The following is a 24,904-nucleotide window of genomic DNA, read 5'->3' as shown; positions in this document are numbered from 1 at the left end:
TTATATTTTTTATTATTCGTAATTTCTTTTACAAATTTAAAATATTAATTTGAATAATATACTATGCACGCATAATATTTTACTTAACTACTACGTTTTCGTAGCCCGGATAGCAGCGGCATCCTTCTTGTGGCTCCTTTAGCCACAGGAAGATACAGCGGAGAGCCGGAAATAGCTCCTGAAAATTATCGCTATAAATCCTGAATTAATTTAGAGTAATTTATGCTTTTAAATGATATTAAATATTTATTTTTGCTTTTCGAAAATTATCCTTCGACTGCGCTCAGGAGGACAAAATATAAAAAAATATGAGAACGATACAATTTAGAGAGGCCATTTGTGAAGCGATGAGTGAAGAAATGCGTCACGATGAGTCCATATACTTAATGGGTGAAGAAGTTGCAGAATATAATGGTGCCTACAAAGCATCTAAAGGTATGCTAGCTGAATTTGGCGAGAAAAGAGTCATTGATACTCCTATCGCAGAGCTTGGTTTTACTGGTATTGCAGTAGGATCAGCCATGAATGGATGCAGACCGATTGTGGAATACATGACGTTCAATTTTTGTTTAGTAGGTATTGACCAAATTATAAATAATGCTGCCAAAATGCGTCAGATGACGGGTGGACAATTTAATGTGCCAATCGTTTTTCGTGGTCCAACAGCTTCGGCAGGACAATTAGGAGCAACGCACTCACAAGCGTTAGAAAACTGGTTTGCGAATACTCCGGGTCTTAAAGTGGTAGTTCCCTCTACGGTTTATGATGCCAAAGGTTTGTTGAAAGCGGCTATTCGTGATAACGATCCTGTGATTTTCATGGAATCTGAACAAATGTATGGCGATAAAGGTGAAGTTCCAGATGGCGAATATGTAATTCCGTTAGGAGTTGCTGATATCAAGCGTGAAGGTACGGATGTGACAATTGTTTCTTTTGGAAAAATTATCAAAGAGGCGCATATTGCCGCTGACGAATTAGCCAAAGAAGGAATTTCTTGTGAAATTATCGATTTGCGAACTGTACGTCCTATGGATTATGAGACGATTTTAACATCGGTTAAAAAAACAAATAGATTAGTAGTTCTTGAGGAAGCATGGCCTTTTGCAAGTGTGGCTTCTGAAATTACCTATATTGTTCAAGAACGTGCTTTTGATTTCTTGGATGCGCCTATTCAACGTATTACGACTGCAGATACGCCAGCGCCGTACTCTCCGGTTTTATTGAAAGAATGGTTGCCTAATGCTGGTGATGTAGTAAAAGCGGTTAAAAAAGTACTGTATAAAAAATAGTCAGTTGGAATCGTTTGATTTGGAATAAGGGCTAATAACCCGTTTTTTAATAATCAATTAATCCTGCGGTCTTAATTAACTATATTTGAAACTTCATCAATTCTTTAATTTGATGAAGTTTTTTTTTGAATGACTATGAAATCGCCATGACAGAAGCTGTCTCAAACACCAATTAAGATCTGGCGATACCATATTCCTACAAAAACAAATATTATCTACATATGAAAAAGAATCTCTTATTGTTTCTGCTTTTGTTGTTGGTCTCAGCAACTACTAGTTTTGCGCAAACAAAAGTGAGTGGTGTTGTGGTTGATAAATCCAACCTGCCCATTCCATTTGCCAATGTAGTTTTCAAAGGTTCCAGTGAAGGAATTGTGACTAATGAGGACGGTAAGTTTTACCTGGAATCCAAAAAAACATATACTACTTTACTCATATCCTCCGTTGGGTTTTCTGAAAAAGAAATTTACTTAGATAAACCGGTAAATTATAATTTCAAAATTCAGTTGAATGAAGCCGAAAGCTTAAACGAAGTAGTGGTTTTTGCCGGAAAAACATCAAAAAAGGACAATCCTGCGCTCGATATTCTGAGGAAAATCTGGGAAAGAAAACGTAAAAACGGGTTGTATCAGTTTGACCAATACCAGATGGAAAAGTACGAGAAAATAGAATTTGATATGAATTCTATTGACAGTGCTTTTATGAAAAGCAAACTTTTTAAAGGGATGGAATTTATATTCGATCAAATGGATACGTCCCGAGTAACCGGGAAAACCTATTTGCCTATTTTTATAAATGAATCACTCCATGATGTTTATGGAGACAACAAATTAAAGAAGGTAAAAGAAAAAATAAAAGCCAATAAAACGTCCGGATTTGATGGGAATCAACAGATTTTATCTTTTGTAAAAGACTTGTATTCAGATTATAATATCTACAATAATTACTTGACTTTTTTTGACAAAAGCTTTACCAGTCCGCTGTCTAAAACAGGGATTGATGTCTACAATTATGTACTAAAAGACAGTTCGTATATTGATGATAAATGGTGCTATAATATTGTCTTTTATCCAAGACGAAAAAACGAATTGACTTTCAAAGGAGATTTTTGGGTGAATGATTCCACATTTGCCATCAAGAAAATCAATATGGCAGTGACCAAAAGTGCCAATATCAACTGGGTAAAAGATATTTACTTAGAGCAGGAATTTGAAGTAGTCAGTGACTCGGTTTTCTTGTTGACCAAGGATTATTTGATGTCTGACTTTGCTTTGAACAAAAAAGAAAATTCGAAAGGTGTTTATGGAAAAAGAACTAGTTTTTACCGGAACCATCAGTTCAATACAGAATTGCCTGTTGCTTTTTATAAAGCCGAAGTCAATTATATGGATGACGAAGTCTACAATAAATCCGAGGAATATTGGAATGAAAACCGTTTTGAAAACTTAAGCAAGGATGAATTGGGCGTTTATAAAATGCTTGATACCCTGCAAACCGTAAATAAATTCAAACAATTGTACAGCTTAGTATCCATACTAGGAAGTGGTTATGTGGAGTTTAATAACTTTGATTATGGACCTGTTTTTTCTACATTTGGATACAATGAAGTAGAGGGTGTACGGTTGCGAGTAGGAGGAAGAACCTATTTTGGTCCTAACGATCCTTGGCGCATTCAGGCGTATACTGCGTATGGGTTTGATGATGATAAATTTAAATACGGACTTTCCGGAAAATGGATGGTCGACAAGAAAAATAGGATCATTTTATCCGGCGGAAATAGGCGAGACATTGAACAAATAGGAGCCAGTTTAACTACTACAAATGATGTTTTAGGCCGAAGTTTTGCTTCGTCGTCCGTATTCTCATCTGGCAGTAACGGGAAGTTAACCAACATCAATTTGACTAATGTTGCCATAGAAATGGAGCCAGTAAAAAACTTGACTTTTCAGGCTGGGATTTCGTATCGTACGCTGGAGTCTGCATCGCCTACTTTTAGCCTGGATTATTATACCAACATAGCCAATTTAGCTACTAAAAGTGATGTAAAACAATCCGAAGCGAACATTCAGATCGAGTATTCTCCAAAGCGAAAAACGATTGGTTTTGGGGTTGAAAGAAGCAATGTTGACAGTCCTTTTAGTCGTTTTTTTATTAATTACAGCCATGGATTCAAAGGGCTTTTGAACAGTAATTTCAAATATGACAAAGTACAATTATATTACAAACAGCCTATAGTTATTGGTCCATTGGGGCGAACCAATATTATTATGGAAGTAGGAAAAACTTTTGGAACAGTTCCGTTAGGATTGATAAATGTGATTCCGGGAAATCAAACTTTTTTCACGATTGAAAACACCTTCAGTAATCTTAATTTCTATGAATTTGTATCGGATCAATATGCTACTTTACAGTGGAATCACAATTTCAACGGGCGTCTTTTTTCCAGAATACCGTTCATGCGCAAACTCAATTGGAGAGAAATTATATCCGTAAAAGGGGTTTATGGAAGCATCTCTGATGAAAACAGAGCTATTAATGCTTCGGGTTTAATTTACAATGCACCTGAAAAAGGCTATTGGGAATACAGTGCTGGTATTGGAAATATCTTCAAAGTATTCCGTATTGATTTCGCCTGGCGAGGCAATTATCTCAACGTGCCGGAAACGAATCGTTTTACTGTAAAAGGGTCGTTTGGGTTCAGTTTTTAGGAGCTATTCCGGCTGTACACTATATCTTTTTATAAGGCGAATAAAAATCGCCTTATAAAAAGGATGCCGTTTCCATCCGGGCTAAAAAAACATCAGATTATGCAAGAAGCCATCGACTACCTTTTAGAAAAAGATGCTATTTTCAAAGCAATCATTGAACAATACGGAATGCCTGTTATTCCCAAAAGACCGCAAGGTTTTGAGACTCTGGTATTGTTGGTTTTAGAGCAACAAGTATCGATAGAGTCCGCTAAAGCTACTTTTTTGAAAATAAAAACTACTCTAAAAACGGTAACACCGGAAATTCTTGTTCTCATATCGGATGCTGAGTTTAGGAATCTTGGCGTAAGCCGTCAAAAAACGTCTTATATCAAAGCTTTGGCGACAGCCTTAATAAATAAAGAACTTGATTTAGAAAGTTTGCCAGCCAAAACGGCTCTGCAAGTGCGCGAAGAACTCATCAAAATCAAAGGGATAGGAAACTGGACCATCGATATTTATTTAATGTTTTGTCTGCAAGAGCCTGATTTATTGCCATTAGGCGATATTGCCGTTGTACACACAATCAAGGAATTACTGGATATTCACGACAAAAATGAGATGCAAGTTCATACGTTGAAATGGAGTCCGTATCGCTCTTTTGCAACCTATCTTTTATGGCATCATTATTTAAAGAAAAGAAATAGAACCGTTTTTTACTAAAGTGCTGTTTCTTAAAATTTAATCAACAGATAACATAGATTTTTCATTGTTGAAAGGGATTCTTTACTTATTTTTGCAACCATAAAATATAGAAAAGAAAAACTAAAATGACTGCAGACAAATTAACAACTTTCGATGTTTTAATCGAAATACCAAGAGGAAGTAGAAATAAATACGAATATGATTTCGAAATAAAAAGAATGCGTTTTGACAGAATGTTATTCTCGTCAATGATGTATCCTGCGGATTACGGATTTATTCCGGAAACATTAGCCTTAGACGGCGATCCATTAGATGTATTGGTTTTGGTAAACGAACCTACTTTTCCCGGTTGTGTTATGGAAGTAAAACCCATTGGTGTTTTCCACATGGCGGATGATAAAGGACCGGATGAAAAAGTTATCTGTGTACCGGTTTCAGATCCAATCTGGAATTCATTGAATGATCTGTCAGACATGAATCCACATTTATTAAAAGAAATTGAACACTTTTTTCAAGTGTACAAAGATCTTGAAAACAAGAAAGTAGATGTAGGCGGCTGGGGAGATGTAAATGAAGCCTATGCAATTATCGCAGAGTGTACGGAGCGATTTAATCAAATTGAAAATAAACCAGAGGGATTGTTTAGTATTAAATAATTTTACGTCATAATTTTTACAAAAAAAGCAACATTCTGTTAAGAGTGTTGCTTTTTTTGTTTAAATTCGTTTTGTTACACTATTAATTTTAACCAAAAACCAAACCGAAATTATGAATACAATTATGATTTATTTGCCTATTGCGATGGCATTTATTGGACTGGCATTTATGTTTGCTAAAAGAAAATGGGTATTAAAACAGGATCCGGGTGATGGTAAGATGAAAGAGATTTCGGATTACATTTACGAAGGAGCCTTGGCTTTCTTGAAAGCAGAATATAGGTTGTTGACGTTTTTTGTCATTGGAGCTAGCATAGTTTTAGCCGGAATTTCTTTTTTCGTTCCTACTACACACATATTAATAGTGGTTGCTTTTGTTTTTGGTGCTTTTTTCTCGGCTTTAGCTGGGAACATGGGAATGAAAATTGCAACAAAAACCAATGTTAGAACCACACAAGCCGCCCGTACCAGTTTACCTCAAGCTCTAAAAGTTTCTTTTGGCGGCGGAACAGTAATGGGATTAGGGGTTGCGGGATTGGCTGTTTTAGGATTGACCACTTTCTTTATTTTCTTTTTTCACTTTTTTATGAATGGCGTTTGGACTTCTACGGAAGATATGACCATTGTTTTAGAAACACTAGCGGGATTTTCTCTTGGAGCAGAATCAATAGCCTTGTTTGCAAGAGTTGGTGGAGGAATATACACTAAAGCGGCCGATGTTGGAGCTGATTTAGTAGGGAAAATAGAAGCTGGAATTCCGGAAGATGATCCCCGTAATCCGGCTACAATTGCGGACAATGTAGGGGATAATGTAGGCGATGTTGCCGGAATGGGAGCTGATTTATTTGGTTCTTATGTCGCAACCGTTTTAGCGGCCATGGTTTTAGGAAATTATGTAATTAAAGACATGGGCGGAACTATTCAAGATGCTTTTGGAGGAATAGGACCTATCTTATTGCCAATGGCAATCGCCGGTTTTGGTATTTTATTTTCGATTATCGGAACGATGGTGGTAAAAATTACAGATGATAATGCAAAAGAAGCGCAAGTGCAAAGCGCTTTAAATAGGGGAAACTGGCTTTCAATAGGATTAACCCTTATTGCCTGCTATTTTTTAGTGCAATACATGTTGCCAGAAACCATGAAAATGGATTTTTTTGGAGAAGGAACTAAAGAAATTTCATCCATGCGTGTTTTTTATGCTACAATTGTAGGTCTGGCAGTAGGTGGACTCATTTCGTCAGTAACTGAGTATTATACAGGATTGGGTACAAAACCTGTTATGGCAATTGTTCAAAAATCTTCAACTGGAGCAGGAACAAACGTAATTGCAGGATTGGCAACCGGAATGATTTCTACGTTTCCAACGGTTTTATTATTTGCAGCTGCAATTTGGACTTCCTACGCATTAGCAGGATTTTATGGTGTGGCTTTAGCTGCTTCAGCGATGATGGCAACAACGGCCATGCAATTGGCAATCGATGCTTTTGGACCCATATCGGATAACGCCGGTGGAATTGCTGAAATGAGCGAATTGCCAAAAGAAGTACGTACCAGAACGGATATTTTAGATGCTGTAGGTAATACAACTGCAGCAACCGGAAAAGGCTTTGCTATTGCTTCGGCAGCATTAACTTCACTAGCTCTATTTGCTGCGTATGTAACTTTTACAGGAATTGACGGAATCAATATTTTTAAAGCACCAGTTTTAGCAATGCTATTCGTGGGTGGCATGATACCTGTAGTTTTCTCGGCATTAGCGATGAATTCTGTCGGGAAAGCCGCAATGGACATGGTGTATGAAGTACGTCGTCAGTTCAGGGAGATTCCCGGAATTATGGAAGGAACCGGAAAACCGGAATATGCTAAGTGTGTTGATATTTCGACGAAAGCTGCATTGCGCGAAATGATGTTGCCGGGAATATTGACAATTGGTTTTCCAATTGCAATTGTTTTGCTTGGCAAATTAGTTTACGGAGACAACAACCAGCTAATCGCCGAAATGTTAGGGGGTTATATGGCCGGAGTTACCGTTTCGGGTGTGCTTTGGGCTGTTTTTCAAAACAATGCCGGTGGTGCTTGGGACAACGCTAAAAAATCTTTTGAAGCGGGAGTTCTTATTAATGGTGAAATGACCTATAAAGGTTCTGATGCGCATAAAGCGGCCATTACTGGCGATACTGTTGGAGATCCGTTCAAAGATACTTCTGGACCATCAATGAATATTTTAATTAAATTGACCTGTTTGATTGGTTTGGTAATTGCACCAATTTTAGGTAGTGGCAATCATACATTGGCTAATAAAGCCGCATGTTGTGCTGCTTCTGAAATGTGTACTTCAATATCTAAAGAAGAGTGTCTTGCTAAAGGATGTGACAGTAAAACGTGTAGATTTATGAATGCTTCCGCAGCAGTAACTGAAATGGTTTCGGAAAAAGTTACGATAGAAAAAACCAATGTTGATGGAGAAGTAAAAGCAACTATTAAAACTAATATTAACGGTAAAGAAGACATTCAAAGTTTTGAGGGAACTGATGCCGAAGTTCAGGCTAAGATTGATGCTTTAAAGTAATCAATATCTTGTAAATAAAAAATGCCTCGCAATTTAGACTGCGAGGCATTTTTTGTTTTTATGTATTTTATCACCAGTTTCTACTCCCTCTCCTTCGGAGAGGGTTGGGGAGAGGATTCTAAAACAATCCATTTAATTCTGCGTCGATACGGTTAAAAATAGTTCCTAAATCTTCGGGATTATCAACAAAATTCATGTTATCCACATCAATGATTAATAGTTTTCCTTTGTCATAGGTTTGAATCCAGCCTTCGTAGCGTTCGTTCAAACGACTCAAATACTCAATGGATATTGAGTTTTCATATTCACGGCCGCGTTTATGTATCTGTCCAACTAAATTAGGAATAGAACTCCTTAAATAGATCAATAAATCAGGGGCTTTAACAGTAGATTCCATTAATTCAAAAAGAGACGAATAATTCTGGAAATCACGATTGGTCATCAAACCCATTGCATATAAATTAGGAGCAAAAATATGGGCATCTTCATAAATAGTTCGGTCCTGAATGATTTTTTTGCCACTTTCACGAATTTGCATCACCTGACGGAAGCGACTATTCAAGAAATAAATTTGTAAATTAAACGACCAGCGCTCCATTTGGTGATAAAAATCATCTAGGTACGGATTGTCTACTACGTCTTCATAATGTGGTTCCCACTTAAAATGTTTCGCTAATAAGCGTGTCAAAGTTGTCTTTCCAGAGCCTATGTTTCCTGCTATTGCTATGTGCATTACGGTAGTATGATTTTATAATTTGTAATTCCTTCAGCTGTAAAAATAGATAAAATTTGGTCTTTGTAATAGAATTTTTTAAAGGATTTTTCTGAAATTTCAATTTCAGTTTTTTGGTTTTTTTCCAAATCCTGCAAAATTAAAATCCCATTTTTAGAATAGATGATCTGATTTTCATTTATAATTTCAATCGAGTCAAAATCAGAAACTTTTTCTTTGTTTGCTATTCTGCCAAAAATATCGCAAGTGTACCAGTTGTTTTTACCGTCCATCCAATAGAAGATGTTGAAATCTGAAGCGTAATTCTTAATACTTTCAGTAAAAGGAACTGAAATAGTTTTGTAATCCTTGTTCAAATAATCATATAATCCCAGTTGCTGATTCATACTGTTGTAAACCCACAACTGATTTAGAGCAGCAATACCAATTGCAGTGGCTACGATTGGAATTGTATTTTCTGAAAAATTGATTTTCTGAGTTTCATTCAATTGATTGTCCAAGATGATAACTGTATTGAAATTTTCGTAAAATAAAACAATTTTCAAAGGGTTATGCAAATCTATTTTTGTGATTCTACCCAAAGAAATATTTTTGTATTCTAAAGTATTCCGTGTTCCAATTTTAGAAAAAACATTGTTATGGATGGTGTAGTAAAAACCAAATGAATCATAACCTAAAAACGCATCTCCATCAAAACGAATAGAATCGATTTTAATGGCTGTTAGTTTTTGGTTCTGACTAAAAATTACTGAAAATGAAGCGATAAACAGCAATAATATTACTTTTTTCATACAGCGAAATTACAATTAAACGGTATATAATTTTGATTGTTTTATTAATATTTTAACAGAATACTTGTAACAAAAATAGTATTTTTCACTCTTATTCATTAAAACCCAATAGTTATGTATAAAGTAATTTACGCAATAATAGTAACAATTGCATCGTTTTTGGGGCTTCGCGCTCAGGAATTTCAAGGAATGGCAGTGTATGAATCAAAAAGCAGTACCTCCGATTTCAAAACACGAATGGAAGGCAATAAGGATATGACTCCTGATATGCAAAAAATGATTGAGGAAAGAATGAAGAAAATGTTCGAAAAAACATTCATTCTTAATTTTGATAAATCGACATCAATTTATAAAGAAGAAGAAAAGTTAGAGGCTACAGGTCAAGCTGGAGGTGGAATGCGCATAATGAATGCAATGAGTGGCGGCGGCGGAACTTATTACAAAAATGTAAAAGAGAAAACCTATACGGTTGATAAAGATTTTATGGGAAAAGAGTTTTTAGTAAAAGATTCTTTGCCAAGTCTAAAATGGAAAATGGAAGCTGAAACGAGAGTAATAGGCGGATATACCTGTTACAAGGCAACCGCAATTAAGGCGGCAAGTGCTACTGATTTTAGAAATTTCCGACCTAAAAAAGAGGAAGCCAAAAAACAGGGTACTGAAAAAGCAGATGATAAGGCGGCTTCAGATAAGAAAACGAACTTTATGGATGCCATAGAACTTCCCAAAGAAGTTACAATAACGGCTTGGTACACTCCGGAAATTCCTGTTAGTCAAGGACCAGAAGGATATTGGGGTTTACCGGGATTAATTCTAGAAGTTAACGATGGGAAAACCACAATTTTGTGCTCTAAAATTGTCTTGAATCCAAAGGAAAAAATAGAAATTAAAGCATTAACAAAAGGAAAAGTAGTTTCTCAAAAGGAGTATGACGATGATGTCATAAAAAAAATGGAAGAGTGGAGAGAAATGAATCAAGGGCGTGGTGGTAGTTCTACGGGAACCTTTCGAATAGGCGGATAAGATAGTTTTAACAAATTAATTTGCAGCCTTGACCACGAACATTTATAATTTGAATGTTGGGATCAAGGCTTAATTTTTTCCTCAACTTAGTAATAAAAACATCCATACTCCTACCATTAAAAAAATCATCTTCTCCCCAAATTTTATTTAAAATTAAAGAACGTTCAACTATTTTATTTTTATTTTCAGATATTATATTTAATAGAATTGCTTCACGATGCGTTAAGGAGATTGTTGTGTCAAGGTACTGTAAGGTTTGTTTAGTAAGATTAAAAATATAGTTGCCAATCACTATGTTATCCTCGTTTTTGATAGCAGTATTTCTGCCAAGAAGAGAATGAATTCTAACGATTAGTTCTTCCATGCTAAAAGGTTTTTTTAAATAGTCATTACCTCCAAAATTAAATCCATCGACTACATCTTGTGTTTGTGATTTAGCAGTGAGGAAAATTATCGGAGTTTTATTATCTAATTTTCGAATATCTTTAGCTACTGAAAAACCATCTTTTTTAGGCATCATGACATCTAAAACAAGTAATTCTATTTTTTCATTTCTAAAAACTTCAATAGCCTCTTCGCCATCTTTACAATGAATGACCTCAAAATTTCTAGTTTCTAAACTTTCCTTAATGATTTGTGCTAAAGCAGGTTCGTCTTCGGCTAGGATTATTTTTATTTTTTTAGACATGAGCTAATGTTATTTTAAAAATGTTTTTGGAGTTTACGATTAGTTCAAGTGTTCCCTGATGTTTCTCTATGATTTTTTTGGAATAATATAAACCTATTCCAAAGCCTTTTACATCGTGAATATTTCCTTTCGGAATTCTATAAAATTTTTCAAAAATCTTTTCATGTTGGTTTTTATCAATTTCAATTCCATTATCTTGAACTGTTATTTCTATCTTTTTTTTGTCTGATGTTAAGCAAACTTCAATCTGAGGACCTCCATATTTTAGGGCATTATCGACCAGATTTGAAAATGCATTTTCAAAATGAAATGAATCCACCTTCAAAATTAATTTTTCCTGATTAGAAATAAAATTAATTGTTTTGTTTGAAGTGTTCAATAGGTGTTTTTCAACATTTTTCTTTAATAATTGAACTATATTAATTGGTTCTTTGTTTAGCGTAAGATTGTCAGATTCTAACGAAGCAGTCTCCAAAAGTTTTTCAACCATAATGGCTAATTTTTCTAATTGCTGGTATGCTATGTCTAAGTAACGATTTGTTTTTTTAGGATCATTAACGGAATTAAAATTCTTGATTCCTTCTATTGCCGAAGAAATGGTGGTGATTGGCGTTTTAAATTCATGAGTAATATTGCTGATTAAATCGTTTTTGATTTCATCAATTTTTTTCTGACGGTTTATAATTCTTAAAAGATAAAATAAAGATCCGACAATGGAAAGCGATAACAGTAACGAAAGAATTATTTCAATCATGCTTCTTTTTAAAAGTAGTACCGTAGGATCAGAAAATGAAATTTTCAGTTTATCGTTAATGGGAAGGTAGACTGATTTTGAAAAAGTAGAAAGAGGTAATTTCACTGATTTGAAGGAAGTGTTTTTTTTAAATTTATCAAAAAGAGTGTTTAATTTAAAATGCTCTAAAGTATAATCTACAACAATTTTTTTTCGAGAAAGTTCATTATCTAAAATTTTACTTAATTTATTGAATGCAACGGAATCTGTAACCATAGATATTACAATTCTACTTCTTGAATCTTTTATTTGTAAGAGGCTATCTGTTGCTTTTTTTCCTCGTAATATTAAAACTGAGGAATTCGTTTTAGATTTTGGTTTAGTATAGGTAACTATTTTATTGTCATTTTCTTTCTCGTTTTTAATGATTTTCGAATCCAATTTTATCAAATTACTTGTGTCTGGAACCGAATGAATTTTGGATTCTGAAATTTTTAAAGATGTAGTTACAGATGCTGTTTTTTTAGATTTTATTGAATCAACTTTTGGAATTTTATTTTGATTCCTTTTTGCTTTATAATTTTTAAAAACTGTATCAAGTTTTAAGTCATCCATAAATTGCTCTTCGGATATGGAATCATCTCGGTTTACAAAAGCGATATAATTTTCTTTTGACTGTTCTATATAATAGTATTCAGTACTGTTGTCAAAAGCAATTTGTACATCATTAATTAATCGTTGTTTGTTTTCTTTGTAGTTTTTAATATTCCAATATACTTGTAAACTGATGGTTGCCAAAATAGTTAGGCTTACAAAAAAAATAATAGCGGCGTAATTTTTCACTTTCATTTTTCAAATATAAGAACTAAATGCTTTTGAATTGACCCATTAACAATCGTTAACTTTGGTTAACTATTATTGTGGTTATTTAGAACTTTATTTGTCATCTAACTAAAAAGCTATAAAATGAAAAATTTATTCAAAGTAATTTATTTAACAATAATTTTAACTACTGTCAATTTAACCGTTGCTCAAAACTTTAAAGGCAAAGCAATTTATCAATCTAAAATTAAATCCGAGGAAACTGACGGTGAGATTAAGTCTGAAAAAGATGCAGAATTTGAGAAGGCAGTACAAAAAGAATGGGAGAAAGTTTCCCAAAAAACATATTCATTAAGTTTTAATAAAACAGAGTCTTTATTTGAAGAAGAACAAAAGCTTGAGCCTGTGGGACAAAGTGATAGCGGAATGATTATTAGTATTACCATTTCAGGAGATGGAAAGAAGTACATGAATCGGAAGGTGCAAAAACAAATTTTTGAAGGCGAAATCTTCGAAAAAAAATATCTTATCACTGATGAATTAAAAAATTGGGATTGGCAATTAAAAGAAGAAACTAAAAAAATAGGGGATTACCTATGTTATAAGGCTGAGGTTGTAATTCAGGTTACTGCTGCTCAAAAAGAAGAGTATCAGGATTATTTAAAAAATAAATTTAAACAGAAAACAAATTTATTTGAAATGAATGAGCCCCAAAATAATATTGTTACTGCTTGGTATACCTTAGAAATCCCGGTTAATCATGGACCAGATAAATATTCAGGTCTACCAGGTTTAATTTTGGAATTAAATAATGGAGAAGTTAAATTTTTATGCTCTAAAGTAGTTTTAAATAGTGAGGATAAAGTAAAAATTAAAACTCCAAACGCAGGAAAAGTATTAACTCAAAAAGAATTCGATAAAGAAGAAAAAATGAAAATGGACAGCATGAAGGATAAGGATGGAAATATCATTTTTAGAACCTTCACGAATTAGTTGTTTTTTGTAACGAATTAAACCTTTTTATGACCAACTAGTCATACTCATAAAACCAGTCAATGAAAAACCAGTACCTTTTTTTATTTTTCTTTATAACTTCATTCTCCTTTGCTCAATCCATTAAATTTGAAGGTCTCATAACCGATTCAAAAGCGACAGGTCTTGAAATGGCCAATGTTATGGCAATAAATAAAGAAACAAAAGCAATGGATGCCTATGCCATAACAAATGACAAAGGAAAATTTCTTCTTAATCTAAAACCAAATACAGCGTATAATATCAAAATCAGTTATTTGGGAATGCAGAATAAAGAGTTGGAAATCACCACAACTTTAGAAAACAGCATTAAAAGCATTGCGCTCGAAGAAGGAGGAATTGAACTCGACGGTGTTGAGATTGTCCGTGAAATGCCGGTTTCTATAAAAGGCGATACCATTGTTTACAATACTGATTCTTTTAAAACGGGCGAAGAGCGAAAGTTAGAAGATGTCTTTAAGAAACTACCCGGTTTTGAAGTCATGGCCGATGGTCAAGTGCAAGTTGAAGGAAAAAAAGTAACCAAATTATTTGTCAATGGCAAACCATTTATGGATGGCGATACTAAACTAGGATCCAAAAACATTCCGTCGGATGCAGTTGATAAAGTGCAAGTATTGCGAAACTTCAATGAGGTATCTCAGATGAAGGGATTAGAGAACAATAATGACGACATCGCACTAAATATTAAACTCAAAAAAGGAAAAGATAAGTTTTGGTTTGGGGATGTGAGTGCCGGTTTAGCAAATGATAAAGGGTATATTTTTAATCCAAAAGTATTTTATTATTCTCCTAAAACTAGTATCAACTCCATAGTAAATTTGAATAATATTGGGGAGGTTTCTTTGACTTCAGCTGATTTTTTCAGGATAAATGGGGGTGCTAGGAATACTATAGGCAGAAGCGGAACTTCTTTAAATCTGAATCGGAATTTCTTTGGGCTTTCTGGTGGTGATAATGTTGCTAAGGCAAATGACAAATTCGGAACTTTAAACGTGAATCATTCTGTATCAAAAAAATGGACCTTGATTGGTTTTGCAGCGTATTCTTCTACATTCAATCAGTCGATTACGAATTCTGATCGTGGTATTTTTGAACCCAATACAACGAATATTGCAACGCTAGAAAATAGAAAAAACAAAACCGATTCCAGAAATAATGCTTTTATCTCTAAGGTAGGTTCAAAGTATAAAGCCAATGATAATTTTCAACTGGATTACGATGTTTTCTTTAGAAAAAACGATCAACAGGATGTTAATAACAGTCAAAGTAATTTTAGCTCTTTTGCTAATGGAAGTTCTTTTAGCAGCTCTAACACAGTTATAGCATTTCAAAATCAAGCGCCAGTTTCTTTCAATCAAAGTTTGAATTTATTTTATACACAAAATCCCAAAAGTACATGGGTAATTGAAATACAGCATCAATATGAGGATGAAGATCCCTTTTACAATCCGCAATTATCGGTTAATCCATATCAAAATAGTAGCTCTCAAGATCCAAATGATCCAAGCGCTGTTTTTGTCAATGAAAATAGTTTAAATATTGAGCAGTCTCGATTTGTAAAAACCAATAAAGTGGATGCAAAAGCAGATTATTATTACCAAATTTCTAATAAAAGTATATTGAATGTAACAGCAGGAAATTCAAATGCTTTTCAAACATATAATTCAAGTCTGTTGCAAATCTTAGAGGACAAATCTGTTAATTCAGTAGAACAAGCGGCGTACAATAATGACGTGCGGTATGCGTTTAATGATGTTTTTTTAGGACTTCATTACAAGTTTATGGTTGGTAAGTTTACTTTTAATCCAGGATTTTCGGTTCATCAATACAACACCAACAATCAGCAATTAGGTAATCCGTATCAATTAAATTTTAGTCGCTTTCTTCCTGATATGTTTGCCCGTTGGGATTTAAAAAAATCAGAAAATATAACCTATAATTTTAATGTTCAGAATGGTTTTAATGATATAAACTCTTTAGTCGAAGGGTATATTTTTACTAATTTCAATAGTATTGTAAAAGGGAATTCCCAACTGCAAAATTCACTGGTTACCAGTCATAGATTGAATTATTCAAAGTACAATTTGTATAATTTCACTACAATTTTTGGAAATATTTCATACACAACCACAAAGGATCCAGTGGTGAACGGTATATCATTTCAAAGTATTTATTCTACTTCAGACCGTTTAAATTTAGACGCAGAAAATGAAAACTTGAACGGGAATTTGTTTTATAGCAAGAGTTTTAAGAAGTATTATAAATTAACAGGCGGTGTTAATGCAAGCTGGAATAAAAATTTCGTTTTAAACCGAAGAGTGACTAGTGGTACTGCGCAGGAGTTTATTCAAGGAATCGAAAACGTAAATCATAGTTACAATCTAGCATTTGCAACGCAATTCAAAAAATATCCAAATATTGATTTAGGATATCGAATTAATTTTTCTGAGCAAGCTTCAAACAAGTTTATTACGCAAACGCCAACGGTTAAGCTGAACTACTATTTTTTGAATGGGTTAAATGTTAATTGGGATTATTCATTTAATCGCTTTAAAAATGAAACTTCAGGGTTAACAAACGATTTTGAAATCATGACGGCAAGCTTAAATTACATCAAAAAGGACTCGAAATTTGAGTATAGAATACAGGCAAATAACCTTTTAAATACGAGATCAAGATTAAACAATTCCTTTAGCGTAAATGGCTTTAATGCGAATGAAACGATTATTTTACCACGATTTGTGACCTTTATTTTAAAGTACAATATATAGCCAAATTAAAAAGGGGATTTTGCATTGCAAAATCCCCTTTTTCTATACTATAAATGTTGTATTACAATCCAAAAGCAACTTTTACTTGATCTACAAAATCTAATTTTTCCCAAGTGAATAAATCAACAGTAACCGTTTTGGTTAATCCGCCTGGTGCAGAAAATGTTTTAGTTACTGTTTCTGGAGTACGCCCCATGTGTCCGTAAGCAGCCGTTTCGCTATAGATTGGATTTCTTAATTTCAAACGTTGCTCTATAAAGTACGGGCGCATGTCAAAAATAGCTTCTACTTTTTTAGCAATTTCTCCATCGGTTAAGGTTACTTTTGAAGTCCCATAAGTTTCTATAAAAATCCCCATTGGTTTAGCAACACCAATTGCGTAGGAAACCTGTACTAAAATTTCGTCAGCAACACCTGCTGCAACTAGATTTTTAGCAATGTGACGAGTCGCATAAGCCGCACTTCTGTCTACTTTACTAGGGTCTTTACCAGAGAATGCACCACCACCGTGAGCACCTTTTCCACCGTAAGTGTCTACAATAATTTTTCTACCTGTTAGTCCAGTATCTCCGTGAGGTCCTCCAATTACAAATTTTCCCGTTGGATTGATGTGGTATTTAATTTGATCATTAAATAAATGAGCACTCGTTGGATTTTTTGCAATGATTCTTGGAATCAAAATTTCGATGATGTCTTTTTTGATTTTAGCAAGCATAGTAGCTTCTTCGTCAAAGTCATCGTGTTGTGTCGAAATTACAATAGCTTCAATTCGAGTTGGTTTGTTGTCATCACTGTATTCTAACGTCACTTGAGATTTAGCATCCGGACGCAAATAAGTGATTTCGTTATTTTCACGTCTTAAAACAGCTAATTCTTTTAATAATTTATGAGATAAATCAAGTGCCAAAGGCATGTAATTTTCTGTTTCATTTGTTGCGTAACCAAACATCATTCCTTGATCACCAGCACCTTGCTCTTCAGGATTTGCTCTATCAACACCTTGATTGATGTCAGCAGATTGTTCGTGTATAGCAGAAAGAATACCACAAGAATCCGCTTCAAACATATAGGCGCTTTTGGTGTAACCAATTTTCTTGATTACATCGCGAGCGATTTGTTGCACATCTAAATAGGTATTTGATTTTACTTCACCTGCCAAGATTACTTGACCTGTAGTTACTAAAGTTTCGCAAGCTACTTTTGAGTCAGCATCAAATGCCAAAAAATTATCAATTAATGCGTCTGAAATTTGATCTGCAATTTTGTCTGGATGTCCTTCGCTTACAGATTCTGACGTAAATAAATAGGCCATAATAATTATTATTTTAAATTAAGCGAGAAAAAATAATTGCTAAAAAGGACTAAAGAAGAGTTTCTGCTTTAGCATTTTTTCTACTGAAAAACGTTCAGTATTCATAATGAATTTGTTTCATTATGAAGAGGTTGCAATCAGTTCAAATTTTTCCTCTTGTATTTGGTTGCAAATGTATGAAACCATTTTGAATTGCAAATTAATCTTTTGTTTTTTTTGAGAATAAATATTTTTCGGGTTCTAAATTATTAAGAAAAAATAATATTTAAAATAGTTTCGCTATTATTTTCTTAAACTTATTTGGATATTTAAAAAATAATTTGCAATTTTGAAATTCTAATAAAGTAAAAATGAAATTTAATATTTGTAATATGTTTAAGGTCGCACAGGAAAATTCCTGAGGGTTGCTTATTGCATAATTTAAATCAAATTATATATCAAAAGCTTCCCGGATAACGGGAAGCTTTTTTTTTGAATAGTAATAAATAGAATAGATTTTTTAGTCACAAAAAGCCTCGATGAATAACCTAAAAAGCCAAAAAATAAATAACGCAACAGTCAATAACATGATTTGTGTCAATGCCATTATGTGTATTCGCGGCTGTTGATTCCAAAAGTAAGTGTATAACTTAAAACCCTTTTGGATATGGATCTAAAAGGGTTTTTTGTTTTTCTGATTTTTTTCAAATCTCACAACAATTCATACAAGGAGACCAAAAATGAATATTAACACCTAAAACCTAAAAATTATGAGCACAACAAAGTATTTTACAAAGACATTTCGGTTATTAAAAAGTATTAATTTCAGAAATAAAAAAGAAAAGGAAAACGATTCTAAGAATGAATTGATTCATCCTAGATTTGAGATCTCAAAGAACGATGTTTTGGCACAAAAAATAGTACCTAATTCATTGCTTTTCCTAATGTATTCCCAAGAGAATGAAGCGCTTTTTATTTAATAAATCCGAATTTATTTTTGGTTTTGAGATTTTCAAAGGATGTTTAAAAGTGTTGTTTTGACGAAGTAAGAAAACGGGATGAATATCCTCATTACTTCGTCAGAATAACAATTGCGTGTGAATTGTTTTTTGTATTTATGGAGCCCAAAGAAATAAACGAATCCACATAAAAATTTGGTTGTTACAAAAAATAGTGGTTAATTTGCTTCTTTAAGTTCAAAAACGTATTGAAATGTTATAAAGAAAGGCAGAGGGATTAGACCCGATGAAGCCTTAGCAACCCTTCGATTTATCGAAGAAGGTGCTGCATTCTACCACGCTCATCGTGGAAAGATAACACTAAGAATTAGTCTAGATAACGCCTGACTTTCTTTATAATATTTCCAAACACAGATCAAAAATCATAAAAGATTTGCCATTGGAAAATAAACCAACCTCTATTACATTTCAAAATTTCACCACTAAAAGTGGCGCTTTTTATCCTACCTTAAACGTAAGTTTTCAAGTTTTTGGGCCAGAATTGCATACGGCACCAATTGTTTTGGTCAACCATGCTTTAACCGGAAATTCACAAGTTGTGGGTGAAAACGGTTGGTGGAATGATTTAATTGGAGCACACAAAACCATAGATACAACAAAATATACAATACTCGCATTTAATGTTCCCGGAAATGGTTTTGATGGTTTTGAGATCGAAGATTATTTGGATTTTACTGCCAGAGACATTGCCAGGATTTTTATTGAAGGGATTCGGGTTCTGGATATTAAAAAACTATACGCTATTATTGGGGGTTCTGTAGGTGGCGGAATTGCTTGGGAAATGGTCGCTTTAGAGCCAAAAATCACACAGCATTTAATTCCTATCGCAACGGATTGGAAATCGACGGATTGGCTAATTGCCAATTGCTTTTTGCAGGAACAAATTCTCAACAACTCTTCAAAACCTATTGAAGACGCTCGCACTCATGCTATGTTATGCTATAGAACTCCGGAATCATTTGCTGCAAAATTTCAGCGAACCACCAATGAAGAATTGGAGATTTTTAATGTAGAAAGCTGGTTGCTACATCACGGCGAAAAATTGCAGAAACGTTTTCAAATTTCGTCATATAAAATGATGAATCAACTGTTGAAAACAATCGATATCACCAGAGACCGCACATCATTCGAAGAGATAACTTCAAAAATTGAAGCCGAGATTCATATTATTGGAATCAATTCCGACCTGTTTTTTACTGCAAATGAAAATAAAGCAACGTACAAGGATTTAAAAAAATATAAAAAGAGGGTTACCTATCAGGAAATAGTTTCCATCCACGGACACGACGCTTTTTTGATAGAATACAAACAATTACACAATTTGCTTCAGGATATATTCTAAGCCAAAAAACAGAACACAATGAAAATATTAAAATTTGGAGGTAAATCGTTATCGAATGGCGATGGAATAAATAAGGTGGTTGCAATTATTATTGATAAAGTAAATCAAGGCGAGGAAATTGCTATTGTGGTTTCGGCGCGAGGAAATGCTACGGATGAATTAGAAGAAATTTTAAGTATTGCCGCTAAAAACGGAGTTTATAAACCTCTTTTTGATGATTTCAAAAAATACCAACAAGACGAATATCAAGACGTAGATTTATCCGAAGAGTTCCATGTTCTTGAAAAATTATTCGAAGGCGTCAGTTTAATTGGTGATTACAGCAACAAAATAAAAGACCAAATTTTATCAAAAGGGGAACTACTTTCGGCAAAATTACTGACGGCAATTTTGGTCGAAAATGGGATAAATGCCCGTTTTGCAGATACTCGGGAATTGATAAAAACCGATTCGAAATTTGGTGATGCACAACCTTTGGAACAAATTTCGAAGAAAAATGTCATCAATTATTTCAAACAAAATAACGGAACAACCGTAAATATTGTTACAGGTTTCATTGGTTCAAACACAAATAATGACACGACCACTTTAGGAAGAAACGGTAGCAATTACACCGCTTCGTTGATTGCGAATTATTTGAATGCGGACGAATTACAGAATTATACGCATGTAGACGGAATTTATACCGCTAATCCGGATTTAGTAGTTGATGCAAAGAAAATTGACCATTTGTCGTTTAATGAAGCCAATGAAATAGCCAATTTTGGTGCTACGATTCTTCATGCCAAAACGATCATTCCTTTGTTGGAAAAAAACATTCCGCTTCGTATCTTGAATACGTTCAACCATGAAAATAAAGGAACATTAATCACTTCCAATTCAAACAAGGAAGGGATCAAAACACTTTCGGTGCTTGAAAATGTTTCGTTAGTGAACCTGGAAGGAAGAGGATTACTGGGAAAAACAGGTGTTGATGCCCGTATTTTCAGAGTGATGGGCGATAATGATATTAGCGTAAGTATCATTTCTCAAGGTTCGTCAGAAAGAGGAATTGGTTTAGTTGTTGCCACTGATAAAGCGACAAAAGCAATGATTGAATTAGAGAAAGAATTCGAAAATGATTTCTATTCGAAAGATGTAAATAAAATCACGGTGACGGATGATGTTTCGGTGATTTCTATCATTGGTCAGGATTTAAGTACTTTTCACAAGCCATACACGGCGTTGATAAAAAATAAAATTGTCCCGATTCTTTTCAATAATACCGTTACGGGTAAAAACGTGAGTTTGGTGGTCAAAAAATCGCAATTGAACAAAGCCTTAAACGTAATTCACGGAGAGATTTTTGGAGTAGCTAAGAAAATCAATATCGCTATTTTCGGACATGGATTAGTTGGTGGAACGTTGATTAACCAAATATTGGAATCAGCAGCAACTATCGAGAAAAGAAAAGATATCAAACTGAATGTTTTTGCAATTGCCAATTCAAGTAATGTACTTTTGAATAAAAATGGCGTTACTCCAAATTGGAAAAATGAAATCCAGAACAATGGCTTTTCTTATACTATAGATGATGTAATTGCCTACGCAAATGAGCATCACTTGGAGAATTTGATTGCGATTGATAACACGGCAAGTGCTGAATTTGTTGGGAATTATATAAAATTAGCTGAAAACAGTTTTGATTTGATTTCGTCTAATAAAGTGGCTAATACGTTAAGCTATAGTTTTTATAAAAAATTACGAAAAGTGCTGGCGGATAATCAAAAGAGTTATCTTTATGAAACTAATGTGGGTGCAGGATTGCCATTGATTGATACGATTAAATTATTGCACCTTTCGGGTGAAAATATCACGAAGATTAAAGGTGTTTTCTCTGGAACATTGAGTTATTTGTTCAATAATTTTTCTGCAAAAGAGGCTTCGTTTAGCGAAATATTGAAGGAGGCCATTGACAATGGGTATACCGAGCCGGATCCAAGAGAAGATTTGTGCGGGAACGACGTAGGTAGAAAATTATTGATTTTGGCAAGAGAATTAGACTTGCAAAATGAGTTTGAAGAAATTGATATTCAAAATTTAATTCCAGAACATTTGCGTGAAGGCGATGTTTCGGATTTCTTGAATAAATTGACCGAGTTTGATCCAATTTATGCTAAAATAAAAGCCGACCAAAAGCCCAATCACGTCCTGCGATACATAGGCGAATTGTCAGGCGATTTGCAAAATGACAAAGGTAATCTAGAAGTAAAATTAGTTTCCGTACCTTCGGATACTGCTTTGGGAGGCTTAAAAGGTTCTGATTCTTTCTTCGAAATTTACACTGAATCGTATGGCGACAGACCAATCGTAATTCAAGGTGCAGGTGCAGGATCTGCGGTAACGGCGAGAGGTGTTTTTGGTGATATTTTGAGATTGTCGGATAAAGGGTAGCCCCCATACCCCTGAAGGGGGAATAAAAAGATTGCAGATTGCTTCGCCAGTTCGAGCAAGCTCTCGGGTGACGATTTTTGATTTAACATATATAAAAGTAAAATCTGCGTCCAAATAAATATAAATAATAAAAAAGGGACTGCCTCCAGTCTTGGCTCCCTTCCCTTCGGGGAGGGTTGGGGAGGGGAATAATATGAAAATAACATTAAACAGAGTAAACGACAATTTCCACTTTGAATTAAAAAACGAGCGTGGTCACTTAGTAAATGTGGATAGCCGACCAGAATTTGGCGGAGACGATAAAGGCGCAAGTCCAATGGAATTAGTATTGATGGGTGTTGCGGGTTGCAGTGCGATTGATATGATTTCGATTTTGAAAAAACAGCGTCAGGAAATCACTTCTTTCAAAGCTGAGGTCGAAGGAGAACGGGTACAAGTAGGAGAAGCAAAACCATTCAAGGATATTACTGTAGTATTCTTTTTGGAAGGACCTATTAATGAAGAAAAAGCAGCGAGAGCCGCACAACTTTCTTTCGAAAAATACTGTTCGGTTTCTAAAACATTAGAGCCAACAGCAACCATACACTATAAAGTAGTTTTGAACGGAGTTGAATTGGCGTAAAGCTAAAATAGTCAACTTCTAAAACTTTAATTTTAAACAATAAAGAGCTTTTTTTTATAGAAAAATTATGCGGAAAAACTTTGTGAATCTCTGTGATTCCTTTGCGAATCTTTGTGAAACAACTCTTTGAAATCTAATAATAATGAACGATCAAGAATTTGGTTTTGAAACCTCAGCCATCCGTACCCAATTAGAAAGAACACAATATTTAGAGCACTCGGTTCCTTTGTACTTAACTTCTAGTTTTGTATTTGAGGATGCCGAAGATATGCGTGCTTCTTTTGCCGAAGAGAAAGACAGAAATATATATAGCCGTTACAGCAACCCAAACACGAACGAATTTGTTGATAAAGTGTGTATAATGGAAGGTGCGGCAGCTGGTTTTGCCTTTGCTTCAGGAATGGCAGCAGTGTATTCAACCTTGGCAGCTTTATTGAAATCTGGAGATCATATTGTTTCTTCGAGTAGTGTTTTTGGAGCGACACATTCTTTATTTATCAATTATTTTCCAAAATGGAATATTGAAACCTCCTATTTTGATATTAATAAGCCGGAAACAATTGAAAGTTTCATCACACCAAATACAAAGATTCTTTTTGCGGAATCACCTACCAATCCTGCTGTTGATATTATCGATTTAGAACTTTTAGGAACGATTGCTAAAAAACATAATTTGATTTTGGTAATTGATAACTGTTTTGCAACACCTTATCTGCAACAACCAATAAAATGGGGTGCGCATTTAGTGGTGCATTCCGCTACAAAGTTAATGGACGGTCAAGGTAGAGTGTTGGGAGGAATAACAGTTGGTGATGCTGAATTGATTCAAAAAATCTATTTGTTTTCTCGACTTACCGGTCCTTCTTTATCGCCTTTTAATGCTTGGGTATTATCAAAAAGTTTAGAAACTTTGGCGATTCGTTTAGACAGGCATTGTGAAAATGCGATGAAAGTAGCTGAGTTTTTAGAGCAGCATCCGAATGTGAATCGCGTGAAATATCCGTTTTTGAAATCGCATCCACAATACGAAATTGCTCAAAAGCAAATGAAGTTGGGCGGAAATATTGTTGCTTTTGAAATAAAAGGGGGGCTTGAAGCCGGAAGAAACTTTTTGGATAAAATAAAATTATGTTCTTTATCACCAAATTTAGGAGATACCAGAACAATCGTTACGCATCCAGCATCGACAACACATAGCAAATTATCTGTTGAAGAACGTTTAGCAGTGAGTATTACCGATGGTTTAGTTCGTGTTTCAGTAGGATTGGAAACCGTAAAAGATGTGATTGCTGATTTGGAGCAGGCGCTTTCGTAAAGTTCATGACGATTAAAGCCATACAATAGTCCAGGGTTTAAACCGTGGTCAATGTGGTTTATTTAAGAACGTTTGTCAGTTAGTATTACCGATGGTTTAGTTCGTGTTTCAGTAGGATTGGAAACCGTAAAAGATGTGATTGCTGATTTAGAGCAGGCGCTTTCGTAAAGTTCATGACGATTGAAACCATACAATAGTCCACGGTTTAAACCGTGGGCAATGTGGTTTATTTAAGAACGTTTGTCGGTTAGTATTACCGATGGTTTAGTGCGTGTTTCAGTAGGATTGGAAACGGTGAAGGATGTGATTGCTGATTTAGAGCAGGCGCTTTCGTAAAGTTCATGACGATTGAAACCATACAATAGTCCACGGTTTAA

General features: G+C 34.4%; 19 protein-coding genes, 1 pseudogene and 1 riboswitch. Of the genes and pseudogenes, 15 read left to right on the top strand and 5 right to left on the bottom strand.

Translation table 11 applies throughout. The features are described from left to right. Window positions 1-308 precede the first annotated feature (308 nt). The 5 genes from EKL96_RS00335 (at window position 309) to EKL96_RS00315 (ending at window position 7,909) form a co-directional block, all read left to right on the top strand. Complete coding sequence (locus EKL96_RS00335) at window positions 309-1,289, top strand: pyruvate dehydrogenase complex E1 component subunit beta (protein ID WP_091255586.1); 981 nt, start codon at window positions 309-311, stop codon at window positions 1,287-1,289. A gap of 221 nt (window positions 1,290-1,510) precedes the next feature. After that, the gene (locus EKL96_RS00330) at window positions 1,511-3,997 is read left to right on the top strand and encodes a DUF5686 and carboxypeptidase-like regulatory domain-containing protein (RefSeq protein ID WP_126457447.1); all 2,487 of its coding nucleotides are present in this window, start codon (window positions 1,511-1,513) and stop codon (window positions 3,995-3,997) included. Window positions 3,998-4,096: 99 nt separating this feature from the next. Continuing rightward, window positions 4,097-4,699, top strand: coding sequence for a DNA-3-methyladenine glycosylase family protein (locus tag EKL96_RS00325; protein ID WP_126457446.1), 603 nt, complete (start codon window positions 4,097-4,099; stop codon window positions 4,697-4,699). 107 nt (window positions 4,700-4,806) lie between these two features. Beyond that, entirely contained in the window at window positions 4,807-5,337 is a 531-nt protein-coding gene (locus tag EKL96_RS00320; RefSeq protein ID WP_126452987.1) for an inorganic diphosphatase, read from the top strand. Window positions 5,338-5,449: 112 nt separating this feature from the next. After that, entirely contained in the window at window positions 5,450-7,909 is a 2,460-nt protein-coding gene (locus EKL96_RS00315; RefSeq protein ID WP_126457445.1) for a sodium-translocating pyrophosphatase, read from the top strand. A 118-nt stretch (window positions 7,910-8,027) separates the two neighbouring features. Here the strand turns inward: EKL96_RS00315 and EKL96_RS00310 are convergent, their stop codons facing one another. Together EKL96_RS00310 and EKL96_RS00305 are read right to left on the bottom strand one after the other, a co-directional pair. Continuing rightward, window positions 8,028-8,642 (bottom strand): deoxynucleoside kinase, encoded by a 615-nt coding sequence (locus tag EKL96_RS00310; RefSeq protein WP_126452993.1) that lies wholly within the window; start codon window positions 8,640-8,642, stop codon window positions 8,028-8,030. Beyond that, window positions 8,642-9,433 (bottom strand): hypothetical protein, encoded by a 792-nt coding sequence (locus EKL96_RS00305; RefSeq protein ID WP_126457444.1) that lies wholly within the window; start codon window positions 9,431-9,433, stop codon window positions 8,642-8,644. Before EKL96_RS00305 ends, EKL96_RS00310 begins: the two co-directional genes overlap by 1 nt. 114 nt (window positions 9,434-9,547) lie before the next feature. Between EKL96_RS00305 and EKL96_RS00300 the strand changes: the two genes are divergently transcribed. Further along, entirely contained in the window at window positions 9,548-10,456 is a 909-nt protein-coding gene (locus EKL96_RS00300; RefSeq protein WP_126457443.1) for a GLPGLI family protein, read from the top strand. A gap of 7 nt (window positions 10,457-10,463) precedes the next feature. Here the strand turns inward: EKL96_RS00300 and EKL96_RS00295 are convergent, their stop codons facing one another. Next, the gene (locus tag EKL96_RS00295; protein ID WP_126457442.1) at window positions 10,464-11,144 is read right to left on the bottom strand and encodes a response regulator transcription factor; all 681 of its coding nucleotides are present in this window, start codon (window positions 11,142-11,144) and stop codon (window positions 10,464-10,466) included. Continuing rightward, window positions 11,137-12,726: a sensor histidine kinase gene (locus EKL96_RS00290; RefSeq protein WP_126457441.1), complete on the bottom strand. Its 1,590-nt coding sequence runs from the start codon at window positions 12,724-12,726 to the stop codon at window positions 11,137-11,139. Before EKL96_RS00290 ends, EKL96_RS00295 begins: the two co-directional genes overlap by 8 nt. Window positions 12,727-12,843: 117 nt before the next feature. Here EKL96_RS00290 and EKL96_RS00285 point away from each other — a divergent pair, with 117 nt between their 5' ends. Then, window positions 12,844-13,692, top strand: a complete 849-nt coding sequence (locus EKL96_RS00285; RefSeq protein WP_126457440.1) for a GLPGLI family protein — start codon at window positions 12,844-12,846, stop codon at window positions 13,690-13,692. A 62-nt stretch (window positions 13,693-13,754) separates the two neighbouring features. Further along, window positions 13,755-16,505, top strand: a complete 2,751-nt coding sequence (locus tag EKL96_RS00280; RefSeq protein WP_126457439.1) for a carboxypeptidase-like regulatory domain-containing protein — start codon at window positions 13,755-13,757, stop codon at window positions 16,503-16,505. 61 nt (window positions 16,506-16,566) lie between these two features. Here the strand turns inward: EKL96_RS00280 and metK are convergent, their stop codons facing one another. After that, complete coding sequence (gene metK, locus EKL96_RS00275; protein ID WP_126457438.1) at window positions 16,567-17,817, bottom strand: methionine adenosyltransferase; 1,251 nt, start codon at window positions 17,815-17,817, stop codon at window positions 16,567-16,569. A gap of 749 nt (window positions 17,818-18,566) precedes the next feature. On the opposite strand from metK, the gene EKL96_RS00270 reads away from it, so the two are divergent. From EKL96_RS00270 to EKL96_RS00245, 7 genes and pseudogenes are all read left to right on the top strand, one after another. Beyond that, window positions 18,567-18,776, top strand: a complete 210-nt coding sequence (locus tag EKL96_RS00270; protein ID WP_126453002.1) for a hypothetical protein — start codon at window positions 18,567-18,569, stop codon at window positions 18,774-18,776. 232 nt (window positions 18,777-19,008) lie between these two features. After that, window positions 19,009-19,116, top strand: a riboswitch (SAM riboswitch). A gap of 78 nt (window positions 19,117-19,194) precedes the next feature. Next, window positions 19,195-20,157 carry an alpha/beta fold hydrolase gene (locus EKL96_RS14370; RefSeq protein ID WP_233579242.1) on the top strand — a complete coding sequence of 321 codons (963 nt, stop codon included), beginning with the start codon at window positions 19,195-19,197 and terminating at the stop codon, window positions 20,155-20,157. 18 nt (window positions 20,158-20,175) lie between these two features. Beyond that, window positions 20,176-22,590 carry a bifunctional aspartate kinase/homoserine dehydrogenase I gene (gene thrA / locus EKL96_RS00265; protein ID WP_126554984.1) on the top strand — a complete coding sequence of 805 codons (2,415 nt, stop codon included), beginning with the start codon at window positions 20,176-20,178 and terminating at the stop codon, window positions 22,588-22,590. A 193-nt stretch (window positions 22,591-22,783) separates the two neighbouring features. Beyond that, window positions 22,784-23,212 carry an OsmC family protein gene (locus EKL96_RS00260; protein ID WP_126457437.1) on the top strand — a complete coding sequence of 143 codons (429 nt, stop codon included), beginning with the start codon at window positions 22,784-22,786 and terminating at the stop codon, window positions 23,210-23,212. A 142-nt stretch (window positions 23,213-23,354) separates the two neighbouring features. Further along, the gene (locus tag EKL96_RS00255) at window positions 23,355-24,527 is read left to right on the top strand and encodes a trans-sulfuration enzyme family protein (protein WP_126457436.1); all 1,173 of its coding nucleotides are present in this window, start codon (window positions 23,355-23,357) and stop codon (window positions 24,525-24,527) included. Window positions 24,528-24,593: 66 nt separating this feature from the next. Further along, window positions 24,594-24,695: pseudogene (locus tag EKL96_RS00250) on the top strand (PLP-dependent transferase); the annotation flags it as partial. A 72-nt stretch (window positions 24,696-24,767) separates the two neighbouring features. Next, window positions 24,768-24,863 carry a PLP-dependent transferase gene (locus EKL96_RS00245; protein WP_126453017.1) on the top strand — a complete coding sequence of 32 codons (96 nt, stop codon included), beginning with the start codon at window positions 24,768-24,770 and terminating at the stop codon, window positions 24,861-24,863. Window positions 24,864-24,904: the final 41 nt, after the last annotated feature.

It is taken from the genome of Flavobacterium sp. LS1R10 (genome assembly GCF_003968825.1).
In the GTDB taxonomy this organism is placed as follows: Bacteria; Bacteroidota; Bacteroidia; order Flavobacteriales; family Flavobacteriaceae; genus Flavobacterium.
Note: the sequence above shows the minus strand (reverse complement) of the source record. Positions and strands in the feature narration are given on the sequence as shown.

Bases quoted from the DNA above. Each gene is read 5' to 3' on its own strand.
- EKL96_RS00305 (WP_126457444.1), bottom strand. From the start codon at position 9,433: ATGAAAAAAGTAATATTATTGCTGTTTATCGCTTCATTTTCAGTAATT.
- EKL96_RS00260 (WP_126457437.1), top strand. From the start codon at position 22,784: ATGAAAATAACATTAAACAGAGTAAACGACAATTTCCACTTTGAATTA.
- EKL96_RS00295 (WP_126457442.1), bottom strand. From the start codon at position 11,144: ATGTCTAAAAAAATAAAAATAATCCTAGCCGAAGACGAACCTGCTTTA.
- EKL96_RS00270 (WP_126453002.1), top strand. From the start codon at position 18,567: ATGAGCACAACAAAGTATTTTACAAAGACATTTCGGTTATTAAAAAGT.
- EKL96_RS00280 (WP_126457439.1), top strand. From the start codon at position 13,755: ATGAAAAACCAGTACCTTTTTTTATTTTTCTTTATAACTTCATTCTCC.
- EKL96_RS00325 (WP_126457446.1), top strand. From the start codon at position 4,097: ATGCAAGAAGCCATCGACTACCTTTTAGAAAAAGATGCTATTTTCAAA.
- EKL96_RS00255 (WP_126457436.1), top strand. From the start codon at position 23,355: ATGAACGATCAAGAATTTGGTTTTGAAACCTCAGCCATCCGTACCCAA.
- EKL96_RS00285 (WP_126457440.1), top strand. From the start codon at position 12,844: ATGAAAAATTTATTCAAAGTAATTTATTTAACAATAATTTTAACTACT.
- EKL96_RS00315 (WP_126457445.1), top strand. From the start codon at position 5,450: ATGAATACAATTATGATTTATTTGCCTATTGCGATGGCATTTATTGGA.
- EKL96_RS00335 (WP_091255586.1), top strand. From the start codon at position 309: ATGAGAACGATACAATTTAGAGAGGCCATTTGTGAAGCGATGAGTGAA.
- EKL96_RS00320 (WP_126452987.1), top strand. From the start codon at position 4,807: ATGACTGCAGACAAATTAACAACTTTCGATGTTTTAATCGAAATACCA.
- EKL96_RS00330 (WP_126457447.1), top strand. From the start codon at position 1,511: ATGAAAAAGAATCTCTTATTGTTTCTGCTTTTGTTGTTGGTCTCAGCA.
- metK (WP_126457438.1), bottom strand. From the start codon at position 17,817: ATGGCCTATTTATTTACGTCAGAATCTGTAAGCGAAGGACATCCAGAC.
- EKL96_RS00290 (WP_126457441.1), bottom strand. From the start codon at position 12,726: ATGAAAGTGAAAAATTACGCCGCTATTATTTTTTTTGTAAGCCTAACT.
- thrA (WP_126554984.1), top strand. From the start codon at position 20,176: ATGAAAATATTAAAATTTGGAGGTAAATCGTTATCGAATGGCGATGGA.
- EKL96_RS00300 (WP_126457443.1), top strand. From the start codon at position 9,548: ATGTATAAAGTAATTTACGCAATAATAGTAACAATTGCATCGTTTTTG.
- EKL96_RS00310 (WP_126452993.1), bottom strand. From the start codon at position 8,642: ATGCACATAGCAATAGCAGGAAACATAGGCTCTGGAAAGACAACTTTG.